This window comes from Verrucomicrobium sp. 3C (genome assembly GCF_000379365.1).
GTDB lineage: Bacteria > Verrucomicrobiota > Verrucomicrobiia > Methylacidiphilales > Methylacidiphilaceae > Methylacidimicrobium.
Genome location: NZ_KB901877.1, coordinates 221798 through 232381 on the forward strand (window position 1 = coordinate 221798; position 10584 = coordinate 232381).

Below are 10584 nucleotides of genomic sequence, written 5' to 3' on the forward strand. Positions count from 1 at the left end.
CCTCCCGCAAAACCGCCAGACCCCCGAAGTCCGACTGCTCCTCCAGTCCCAGCTTCTCGACCTCGACGACCTTCTTCCCCTGCAAGCCCAAACGAATCAGCTCCCGGACCTCTTTCGGGTAGCGCGGTGACATTGCAGATCGTCCGGGAACGCGGCCCTTTCTCGGTCCGATACGACTCTCGGATGAAATAACTCTTGTAGACCTTCCCCTTCTGCCGCGACTTGACCTCGCAAAAATACATTACGTACTCTTTTATGCCAAACGCAACGAATACACGCCGATATATTATTTCATCTCGTACGTACTACATACTTTCCGTAAGTAATTGATAAATCACAAGGTCGGTGAAAAAAAGTGTAGAGTCGAGGAGTGGCGCGGTGCGACGTAGGAGAGCCATAGCGGGAGCTGCTCCTTTCGGTCTGGCAGTGCCTGAGTATCTCTCCCTATCGTCCGTTTCCACTCCCCGCTCATCAAACCGAACGTGCGGATTTCCCGCATTCGGCTTTCGGACAAGGTTTGGCGCAGGATTATGCCCACGGCAGGCTCCGCGTTAAGCTCGCCAGGGAAAGAAGACCCAACTGGTCCCGGAGAAACTCGTCCGGGAAGTGGGTCGTTCCTTGCCCAGGAACCTTGTGCTTGCGGCAGAGCCACCGGCGGAGCCGATACCGGACGTGACGGTCCACCACCCGGTACGCTCGGCTGATCGAGCCAAGACAGAAGTAATTTGTCCATCCTCGCAGCCGGAGGTTGAGGAGCGCTACCAGCTCTTTGCCTTCCCGTCCCTGGGTGCTCCGACCGAGCTGCTCGCTTAGGCTTTGCAGCAGCCGCTGCACCCGCTTCTTGGAGGGTTGTTTCCCCAGGTAGCTTCGGCCCGTAATGGGCTGGTAGCAACGACCAAAGGTATAACCGAGAAAGTCGAAGCTCTGCTCCGGCACTCGGCAGATCCGGGTCTTTTCCTGGTTCACCGTAAGCCCGATTCGCTCCATGATCCTCTCCATCTGCTTCCGGGCTTCCTGAGCGTGATGCCGGCAAAGAATCACATAGTCGTCGGCGTACGATACAATGTGTGCCGCCCATCGGGCGGCCCATCCTTGCCGCTTCCATGCCAAGATAAACCGCCTCATGTAGAGGTTCGCCAGTAGGGGGGAGATGGGAGCCCCTTGCGGAGTCCCGCGTCCCCGATCCTTGGCTTGGGTCGTCCGCCGCTTTCCTTCCCGAGCGTCTTCTTCCTCGACGGGCATCTCCAGCCAGGCTTTCAAAAGAGCCAGCATGGCTCCGTCGGAGATCCGCCGGGCCAGGCTCTTCATCAGTGCCGGGTGGGGAATGTTGTCGAAGTACTGGGCAAGGTCGGCGTCGATGACCTCGGTATAGCCCGCCTTGAGAAGAGCATGCACCCGGTTAACCGCATCCAAGGCGCTTCGCCCTTCCCGATAGGCATACTGCTCTTCTGGTAAGTCCACCTCGAAGATCGGGCTCAGCACGAGGACCGCCGCCATCTGTACCACCCGATCCCGTATGATGGGTATCCCTAAGGGCCGTCGCTTTCCGTCGGGTTTGGGAATCCATACCCGCCGAACCGCCTCTGGCCGATAGGTCTTGTTTCGGAGTTCTTCCGCCAATCGGTCCAACCACCTCTCTACCCCTTCTTCCTCGATCCTCTCGAAGGTCTGCCCATCGACTCCCGCTACCCCGCTGTTCTTTCGGCAGAGCAGCCAGGCGTAGGCGAGCACATCCTCGCGGTAGAGCTTGTCGTAGAGGGAGTAGAAGCGATAGGTCGGACTTGCCTTCGCTTTCTCCTGCAACGTCGTCTGGAGCTTCCGAACACGCAAGGGAGGTTCTAGACTCATCGCCAATCTCCGTGCTCTCTCTCCTTCGTACGTTTCCCTTGAACTAAGGCCCCTTCCCTCCCTCGGTCTTTCTCCGAGTTCTCCGGTACCTTGGGCCTATCCGATTCCCACCCGGCCCCGCTTTGGCCCCTCGCAGGGCAGCGGTCGGTCCGCTCGGCGTCTTCCCGAACTCCCGGCCAGGTGGGCCTCCCGTGTTGATGCATCGTCCTTTGCACGCATGCCCTCGCCCAATACCCCGGCGGCTCTCTCCAGTGCACATATGCTCTCCTTCCCAGGGAAACATCGGCCTTCGCTTCTTCGACACGAGCTCGGCGTCCGCATTGCCCGTTTCGAGGCTTTGTTCAGCGTTCACTTCCGTTAGGGCCTGCTTGCTCGCTGACCCGCTTTCCGGGCCTTTTCCCAGAGGCTTCGACCACCGGCGTTACCACCAGCAGCCGCTCCGGGTGCTTCCGGCTGGAGCAATAGTTACCGGGTGGGGATCACTCCCTCCCCACTGGGCGATGCACCCTTTTCACGGCGCACGTCAAAGTCAGGCTAGTTCAGCGAATCAGACCATCCCGCCATGCTCCGGCTACCCATTCGGCGGCCGTCACCCCTGGTCCCGACCATGCTCGTTCGCCGAAAGTTTGCAATCCACACAAATGGTGCGAGCAAGGCCGGACTGGTCAAGGATTTCGAGCGCTTTGCCTGAGGCATAAAGAATTCCGGGCAGAAGCACCGGAGGATCGTCCCTCTCTAAACGTTTCCTTTGCCATTCCGGCTGCTGAACCTTCGATTCGGGTGCGCGAAGCATCGGCCACGCCATCCTCCTTTCCGGGATGCGTTGATCCCGAGGAAAGAAGAGCCGATGCGATTCCGGAGAATGCTATTTCCCCGGGCGGACTGGAGCCGCGCGATGAAGCCCCTGCCACAGCGGTGGAGCGAGGATCGGTGATCCACATTCCGTCGATCAGCGCAGCCTTTGCGTGACCAGCCGCTTCGCCTTGGGACTTGCTCGGGCGCCGCTCCGGCTTCGATCGAGAGGAGGATCGTGCTACGGCTTGGGCTCGCCGGCGGCCGGTTTTTGACCGGCTCCGCTCTGCTCATCGCACGGAATCTCGTTACACGTAATCGGTTGCAGGCTCTGCAGCCCGTCGGTGCTCACCATGAGGCAGCGTGGAAGCTCTTGGACTTTCCCGCCAGCCGGGTCGCCAGCTTCCCTTTTCGTCTCGCAGACCGGCGCAAGATACAGGTGCTTCTCCGATCGATACCTCACCTTCACCAGCACGCCATTCTCGGAATCGAGCCCAGCCGGAGCCTGTTTCCGATATCGTTCGTCCGGGACGATGAGCCTTCCCGCCTTATCCTTCCAGGTTGCCACGTAACATTCCGGCCGGAAGCCCCCAAATTGCTGGGGAATGTAATCCGCTGCCTTCAAAGGGCAGAGAAGGAACGGAACGAAATAAACCATCGGGCCAATGAAGGATAACCAACCCCCGTCACCATGCTCGGGCATCGCAAGCAAGATCAGAGATCCCGCCAGCCCGCCGGCAATCACCAAGCCCCCGGCAGCAACCATGGAAACGATCTGGAACAAAACGGGTCCATTCCCCATTGCCGCATTGGGGCAACCAGACTCCACGAAGAAAACCACAACCGCTGCCACAATTCCCGCAATCAATAGAGGCGGCAACGCCTTGACGAACAATTCGAGCCAATTCCACCAACAAACCCTCCAGCTCCGCCACAAACTCGGCCAGAAGCCAGACTGAGTTCGATCCAGATTCAATCTCCACAACTCTTTGACCTCGTCCCACAATCGGGAATCTCTCTCGGATAGTGGCTTTGACAAGCTAGCGATCACGATCTGGTTCCTTCTTAATCGGAGAGCGGTGTCGTATCCGTGGACTAACCCTGTATACAGCAACAACCCAGCCGGCACGAGGATCACGGAGAAGACGAATCCGGCAAAGGCCAAATTTTCCCCGACGTTCGCGGCCACGATGCCTGTTCGGTGAAGGAAGAACCACGTCGATCGCACAATAAATCCAACAACAAGCAAGGAGACACCCATGAGGGAGATATAACCATAGAGAGCATTACGCACCCTTGCGCACCTTTTCTCGATAGCCGAGTGAGTTACGAGTTTACCACCCTCGGAACCAAACAACAGATGCGCAACGAAAGTCGTGATCGCGATTGGATACATGGCGGCCAAGACAATAGCGCCCAAGCCAATCACCAAGACGATCCCGAGGATGGGCAACGGTCCCATCCCCATCGTTTCCAAAAAGCAGTGCTTAGTCATATCCACCTCAACCTCCCCTGAATCCACAGTCGGAACCGCTTTCTTCTCGAAGTCCCGCTGAATTTGGTATGGCAAACGCCAACGGGCCGCGAAAAGCCGGAAATCGCTTCCGGTGCGGGCGATCGTTCCACGAGGGGCAGGCTCGGTCAAGCGGGTTCTCGGGAAGGACTTGCGGGCGTCGGAGGGAAGGGCGCCCGAACGGCCAGACAGGCCGTTCCGGAAGGGTTCCGGCTCCTGTCGGCGAGGGTTAATCCTGCTTTGGCGTGAGGCGCGCGAAGAAGCGCCTGCCGCAGCGGAGGAGCGGCTGGTCCGCCAACCGGACGGTAGAGCGGGGATCGGTGACCCGCATCCCATCGATCAGCACCGCCCCCTGCGTGACCAGCCTCCTGGCCTCGGACTTGCTCGGCGCCGCTCCAATCGAAAGGAGGATTTCGAGGATCGGCATTTCGCGGCCGGGGAGATCGAACTCGGAAATCTCCTCCGGCACCTCCCGATGGGAGAAGACCCGTTCGAAGGATTTCTGCGCCTTCTGGGCCTTCTCTTCGCCATGGAAGCGGGCCACCAACCGCTCGGCCAGGGCCTTCTTCGCCTCCATCGGGTGCGCGTTGTGAGGGAGAGGTGCTCCCAGGAAGATGGGATACCATTTTCCCATGAGCTCGTCGGAGATGCTCATCGTCTTCCCGAAGATCTCATCAGGGGATTCGGCGACGCCAATCGCATTCCCAAGCGACTTGCTCATCTTGTTCTCGCCATCGGTCCCTTCCAGGAGGGGAAGGGTCAGGACAACCTGGGGGGGCTGTTTGACCTGTTCCTGGAGATCGCGGCCCATCAGCATGTTGAAAAGCTGGTCGCTGCCGCCGATCTCCACGTCGGCGCGCACCATGACCGAATCCCAACCCTGGAGAAGGGGATAGAGGAGCTCGTGAAGCCCGATGGGCTCGCCGTTCTCCCAGCGCTGTTGGAAGTCCCGTCTTTGCAGGATCTGGGTTGCGGTCGCCCGGCGCTGGAGGAGCAGCATCTCCCGGCTGGTCATTGGCTCGAACCAGCTCGCGTTCCAGAGGATCTCAACCCGGTTGGGATCGAGGATCCGGAAGGCCTGCTCCCGGTAGGTCGCCGCGTTGCGGCGGACTTCCTCCATCGAGACCTCGGGTCGCGCCGCGTTCCGCCCCGTCGGATCGCCGATCTGGGCGGTGAAATCCCCGATCACCAGGACCGCCTGATGTCCCAGATCCTGGAACTGGCGGAGCTTGAAGAGTGGCACCGAGTGACCGAGATGGAGATCGGGCGAGGTCGGGTCGACCCCGAACTTCACCCGAAGCGGACGGGAGGCCGCCAGCCGCTCCCGCAACTCGTGAATGGAGTGGACCTGTTCGGTGCCGCGGAGAAGCACCTCCAGCGCCTCATCGACTGCCATGGGCTCGGCCAGCTTCTCTTAGCGAGAAGGCTCGGATGTCTCTCTTCGCCCGTCCTGACGTTCCGACTTCGCCCCGCTCACCACGATCTGGCGGCCAAGGAGATCGGTGCGATTCAACTGGGTAAAGGCCTGCTTGGCTGTTTCCAGGTCCGCCATCTCGATAAATCCGTAGCCCTTCGAGCGATTGGTCCGCCGATCGCGAATGATGTCGACATTTTTCACCTGTCCGACCTTCGCGAAATAGTCGAAGAGGTCGCTTTCCGCAGCGTCATAGGAGAGGTTTCCCACGTAAAGTCTGGGCGTGGAGGGCTCGACGGCCGTTTCGAACATTGGCGCCTCGCTCTTCGGCGGAGGGCTGGTGAGCTTCCGCGGCTCCCGCTCCCGCGCCCCTCCAAGGCGGGCTGTGGGCGGCGGCGCTTGTTGACGCTTGCCGAAAAGCCCTTGGAAAAACGCCTGGATTTTCTCTACAAAGGAGAGCTTTTGCGGCGGCTCCGGCTGCCTTTCCCGGCTCCCACGCCTCCTGGACCGCTGGTCTCGCCTGCGATAACGTCCGAAGTTTCTTGATGATGATGGATCCTGACTCATGATGGACTGTCCGTTGATGGAAGGATTCCCGATCCGGATACCCGATCGGGGCAAGGAGCCGGAATGGGTCTCTTCCTGGTTGTTTCGTTTGATTCGTACACCCGGTTCTCTCTCGACGGCTTCCCTTCTCGACCGACGACAACCCACCTATCCGTGCAGACGCGGATAAACCGGCGGATGCCAAGCGCCGACCGAAGCGAAGGGCACTCTGGCCGTTCCTCAGGCAATGGATACTACAGAGGTGCGCCAAATCGGCAGCGTCGCTGAGCGCCTGGAACAGGGAAGCTCTTCTTCCTGCGTAACAGATCGATCGCTCCCCTGGCCCCACTCGAGAGGGGCGAGCCTCTGACCCAGCGGCGATTTCCTCTTCCACGCGCAGAACTTCTTTGTCTCCGTCTCGCTATTGAGAACTCTCTGCTAAAGAATAGGCGATTGCCCAACAGACGCAACGAATTTCCCGGCAGGGAAAGCGACAAGGACTCCGCGGTTCAGAAAAGTGCATGATCGGCCTCTCCCGCGAGACCGGCGGTCATGTGAAACGGCGGAATGGCGACGACGATGGTCCTTCCGCCGTCATCGCGCCCGAAATAGGCCCCTTCCGCCATCGTGGTTCGGCGATAGAGATGATAGCTCGAGTAGCGGAACTTTCCCCCGGAGGGAATCTCGGGAAACGATCCAACGATCCCTTCGCCCTCGATCACCACCTTTTCTCCGGTCTCCTGCTCCGTGAGAACCCATTTTCTCCCCTGAAGCCGGATGACCCGGTCACTCCCGTTACGGATGCTGAGGTAATATTGACAGACGAACGGGCGATCGCTTCCCTCCTCCGAGGTCATGCCGAAACGAAGCTGCTCGATCTTTACCTCCAATCCGGGTACGGTTTGTGGGGCGGATGAGGCTTTCATTTCCCTGTCTGAGAGAAGCCAGACGGGAATAGACTAGATCGCTTTTTTTCCTTTGGCAAGGCTCCTGGATGAACTCTTTCCCTCCCGGCCCTCTTCCTGTGGTGCTGACGATCGCTGGCTCCGACTCGAGCGCCGGAGCCGGCATTCAAGCTGATCTCAAGACGTTCTCCGCCTTCCACACCTATGGCGCCACCGCGATCACCGCGATCGTCGCCGAGCATCCCGGCAGGGTACTGTCGATTTCGGCGGTCTCACCCTCAATGGTCGGCAGCCAGATCGCGGCCGTGTTCGACTCACTCCCGATCGCCGCCGTCAAAACAGGAATGCTCTACCGTCCGGAAGTCGTCCGAGAAGCTGCGGCTCGTCTCGCCGATCTCGGCCCCGGTTTGCCGCTGGTGGTCGATCCCGTGCTCCTCGCTTCCTGTGGCGAGCCTCTTTCCGCGCGAGACACCCTAACGGCTCTCGGTGAATGCCTCTTCCCGCTCGCCCGGCTGGTGACCCCGAATCTGGGCGAAGCCGAGCTTCTGATGGGAAGGGCACTCCAATCCCCGGACGATCAAGCAGGCGCGGCCTTGGCGCTCGCGGAGCGATTCGGAGTTCCCTTTCTCCTGAAGGGCGGCCATTTCTCGGGGAGGTCGGCGGTCGACGTGCTCGCCGAAGGCGGGCTCCTCCGATCCTTTACGGCTCCACGCGTCCCGGGAGCGAGTCCCCACGGGACCGGCTGCACGCTTTCCGCCGCCATTACCGCCCGGCTTGCCTGGGGAGACTCGCTCGTCTCCGCCATCGCCACAGCCAAAGGGTGGCTCACCTCTCTTCTGCCGCAGACGCTCCGCTTCGGGCCCTACGCGTTCCTTCCCTTGCCGGAACCGGGCAAGCTACCACCCCTCGGTGACTAACGTCACCACCCGCTTGGCGAAGTCCTGAGCCACCCAGGGCATCACCTGCCGCTGTGCCTCCGGCATGTTGATCTGGGTAAAGTAGAAGCTCGATCCCGAGACACCCACGCCATTGAGCGTCTTGCGCCCGAGCTTCCGGTTCAAGAGCGTTGCGCTCCCAATCAGGACGAACCGGTACTCCGCGGTCGTGAGCGGGTCGAGCAGTTCTGGACGGATCGGCACCCGGGTAAAATCAGTGAGCGTGACATCGAGCTCCGCATCCGCCTCCCCAGGGCCGACCGTGCGCAAGCTTCCGTCGTTGTCGAAGGCATCGATGATCTCATTGGTGACCATCGATTGCAGCTGGGGGATGATCGTCTTGTTGCGCACCGTCGGAATCCAGATCGTGCGAAGCCCGTGCATCTGCTTGCCGCCGATTGCGCCAAGACGGTAGCCTCCGGAGCAGCCCGTCAGAGCGGGGAGAAGCCAGAGCAGAAGCAGCCAGAAGCACCCGCCTCCCGACGCCTTCGACCACCCCCTCACGGACCGCTCGCTCCTGTGCCTCCGCCAGGGGAGGCGGGCTGCTCCGGAAGAGAAGAGACTCCCGCTGGCGACCCAGCATGGGCTGTCCCGGCGGAAGGCAGACCGAGATCCTTTTCCACCATTGGACGGAGCAGCTTCACCTTCTGCTCCGCAATCCTTCCCTGCTCCGACTCGGGGTTCTGCCGGATCACGTCGCTGTAGTAGATGAAGGCAGCCTTGTAGTTCTTCGCCTTCTCGTAAAAGGCGGCGATATTGAAGCTGCCGAGTGTGGCCCGCTTCTTCAGCAGAGTGAGATGCTCCCGTGCGGCCGCCACCTTGTCTCCCAGCGGATAGCGAACAATATAATCTTCGAACGCCTCCGTCGCCTTCTCCCCCGAGTTCTGGTCGTAGGCCGTGGCCAGGGCGGAAACGTACCAGGTGTACCCAATCTGGTATTGGGCATCGGCGGCCAGCTCCGAGGTCGGGTACTTGTCGAGGATCCGGCTAAAGGCTGCAATCGCCTGCGAGTAGTTCTTCTCGTTGGTCCTCGCCAGCCCCAGCTGAAATTCCGCGATCGGAGCCAGTCGGCCATAGGGAGCGGCACGGATGATCGATTCGTAGATCTCGACCGCAATCTTCATGGAGGGTCCGAATGGGAATCCGAGCAGTCGCTGCGGCTCACCCGCCAGGTAGAGGTTTCCGATGGCCAGCTTCCGCTCAAGCGCTTGCTCGAAAAAGGAGCTCGCCGGATATTTTTGAATCATCTTATCGTAGGCCTTGTCGGCTTTGAGAAAGTCACCCCCCTTTTCCAAGCACTCGGCCATCCGGAACTGCGCTTCCGGAGCAAAGAAGGAGTAGGGCCAGCGGCGCACCAGGACGGCAAACGCCTGCAAGGCATGGGTGTAGTCCTTGGCGTCAAACAGCTTCTTCCCCAGTGCGAGCTGGTCGCGCGAGCTCGAAGCCGAGAGCCCGGCTCCCGTGCTCTCGTCGGTCCACCCCTCTCCCGGCCTCCAGACAAGCGGGGCGTAGAGCCTCGGGGGCACCATCGCAAAAAGTAGAAGGGCAAAAAGAAGAAGCCGCCGGTGAAGCACGGTAGCCAGGTAGACTAGCGTCCTTGACGCCTATGGTCAAGGGGGGTGCCGGCGAATCCCAGGGCCTTTTTTTATGAACGGTCAAGTGATTCTGCGCCAGGGAAGGAAAGAAAGGCTAGACATGAGGCGACGTTTTCGATGCAATAGGCTTGATGAGACAGCTTTTGCATTCAGGAGCCAGTGGGGTAAGAGATTGCGGATTAGACGTTTCGATTGCCAGTTCTCCAGAAGAAATCGAATGGTTCGATGGGCAGTTGAAGGAACGCCACTATCTGGGGGCGGGGCGATCGGTGGGCGACTATTTGCGCCAAGTCATTGCCCAAGATGGGCAGGCGGTGGCGCTGCTGGTTTGGGGGCCGGCCTGCTACGCGCTCAAGGATCGGGATCAGTGGATTGGATGGAGCGCCGTACAGCGGGTGGAGCGGCTGAAGCTAATCGTACAAAATCGGCGTTTTTTGCTGCTCACTCCCAAGGGGCAGGCGCCCAATCTGGCCTCCCAAGCTTTGGGAGCGGCCTTGCGGGCGTTGCCGGGGCAGTGGCGGGATCGCTTTGGCTACACTCCGCTTTTGGCCGAGAGCTTCACCGATCCGGAGTCCTATGCGGGGACTTGCTATAAGGCCAGCGACTGGGAAGCGGTTGGCTACAGCGCGGGCTACAGCCGCCATCGGGCCGATTTTTACCTGCCCAACGACCGGCCCAAGCGGCTCTGGTTGCGTCCTCTTTCGGCGCAAGCGCGGCAAACGTTACGAGCGGTCCAGTTACCCCAAGAGTGCCGCGCCGGTTTGAGCGCGAGGCCCTCGGGCACGTTGCCGGTCAACGCCCAGCAAGTCGAATCGTTGCTGGAGGTCTTTTGGAAAGCGCCCGATCCGCGCAAGAAGAACGCCCACTATCCGGTCGGGCCGGTATTGACCTTGATCGCGATGGCGCTTTTGGCCGGGCGGCGGGAGATCGCCGAGATCGCCCGTTTTGCCACCAGTCTGACCCAGCCCCAGCGCCGTCGGCTGGGCTTGCCGCTCAAGAAGGGCACCGGAGGCTTTCATCCGGTTCCCGGCTACAG

At 60.6% G+C, this 10584-nt stretch carries 9 protein-coding genes; 2 read left to right on the top strand and 7 right to left on the bottom strand.

The features are described from left to right. Nucleotides 1–528: 528 nt before the first annotated feature. The 5 genes from ltrA to A37A_RS17655 form a co-directional block, all read right to left on the bottom strand. Nucleotides 529–1848 (bottom strand): group II intron reverse transcriptase/maturase, encoded by a 1320-nt coding sequence (gene ltrA / locus A37A_RS0113705; protein ID WP_018292058.1) that lies wholly within the window; start codon nucleotides 1846–1848, stop codon nucleotides 529–531. Nucleotides 1849–2881: 1033 nt separating this feature from the next. Then, nucleotides 2882–4135, bottom strand: coding sequence for a hypothetical protein (locus tag A37A_RS0113720; protein ID WP_155996691.1), 1254 nt, complete (start codon nucleotides 4133–4135; stop codon nucleotides 2882–2884). A gap of 247 nt (nucleotides 4136–4382) precedes the next feature. Further along, nucleotides 4383–5549 carry a tyrosine--tRNA ligase gene (gene tyrS / locus A37A_RS0113725; protein ID WP_018292062.1) on the bottom strand — a complete coding sequence of 389 codons (1167 nt, stop codon included), beginning with the start codon at nucleotides 5547–5549 and terminating at the stop codon, nucleotides 4383–4385. Nucleotides 5550–5567: 18 nt separating this feature from the next. Continuing rightward, entirely contained in the window at nucleotides 5568–5879 is a 312-nt protein-coding gene (locus A37A_RS0113730) for a hypothetical protein (protein ID WP_020494470.1), read from the bottom strand. Nucleotides 5880–6622: 743 nt separating this feature from the next. Further along, nucleotides 6623–7039: an ApaG domain gene (locus tag A37A_RS17655; RefSeq protein WP_018292064.1), complete on the bottom strand. Its 417-nt coding sequence runs from the start codon at nucleotides 7037–7039 to the stop codon at nucleotides 6623–6625. Between the two features lie 68 nt (nucleotides 7040–7107). Between A37A_RS17655 and thiD the strand changes: the two genes are divergently transcribed. Further along, on the top strand, nucleotides 7108–7935 hold the full coding sequence (thiD, locus tag A37A_RS0113740) for a bifunctional hydroxymethylpyrimidine kinase/phosphomethylpyrimidine kinase (RefSeq protein WP_018292065.1): 828 nt from the start codon (nucleotides 7108–7110) through the stop codon (nucleotides 7933–7935). On the opposite strand, the gene lptE is transcribed toward thiD, so the two are convergent. Both lptE and bamD read right to left on the bottom strand, forming a co-directional pair. Continuing rightward, nucleotides 7915–8457, bottom strand: a complete 543-nt coding sequence (gene lptE, locus A37A_RS0113745; protein WP_018292066.1) for an LPS assembly lipoprotein LptE — start codon at nucleotides 8455–8457, stop codon at nucleotides 7915–7917. The genes thiD and lptE overlap by 21 nt on opposite strands. Next, nucleotides 8454–9527 (bottom strand): outer membrane protein assembly factor BamD, encoded by a 1074-nt coding sequence (gene bamD / locus A37A_RS0113750; protein WP_020494473.1) that lies wholly within the window; start codon nucleotides 9525–9527, stop codon nucleotides 8454–8456. Before bamD ends, lptE begins: the two co-directional genes overlap by 4 nt. Nucleotides 9528–9679: 152 nt before the next feature. Here bamD and A37A_RS18610 point away from each other — a divergent pair. Beyond that, a partial coding sequence (locus A37A_RS18610) for a Druantia anti-phage system protein DruA (protein ID WP_018292068.1) occupies nucleotides 9680–10584 on the top strand: 905 nt, incomplete at its 3' end.

Bases quoted from the DNA above. Each gene is read 5' to 3' on its own strand.
- A37A_RS0113730 (WP_020494470.1), bottom strand. From the start codon at position 5,879: ATGTTCGAAACGGCCGTCGAGCCCTCCACGCCCAGACTTTACGTGGGA.
- A37A_RS17655 (WP_018292064.1), bottom strand. From the start codon at position 7,039: ATGAAAGCCTCATCCGCCCCACAAACCGTACCCGGATTGGAGGTAAAG.
- A37A_RS0113720 (WP_155996691.1), bottom strand. From the start codon at position 4,135: ATGACTAAGCACTGCTTTTTGGAAACGATGGGGATGGGACCGTTGCCC.
- tyrS (WP_018292062.1), bottom strand. From the start codon at position 5,549: ATGGCAGTCGATGAGGCGCTGGAGGTGCTTCTCCGCGGCACCGAACAG.
- thiD (WP_018292065.1), top strand. From the start codon at position 7,108: ATGAACTCTTTCCCTCCCGGCCCTCTTCCTGTGGTGCTGACGATCGCT.
- ltrA (WP_018292058.1), bottom strand. From the start codon at position 1,848: ATGAGTCTAGAACCTCCCTTGCGTGTTCGGAAGCTCCAGACGACGTTG.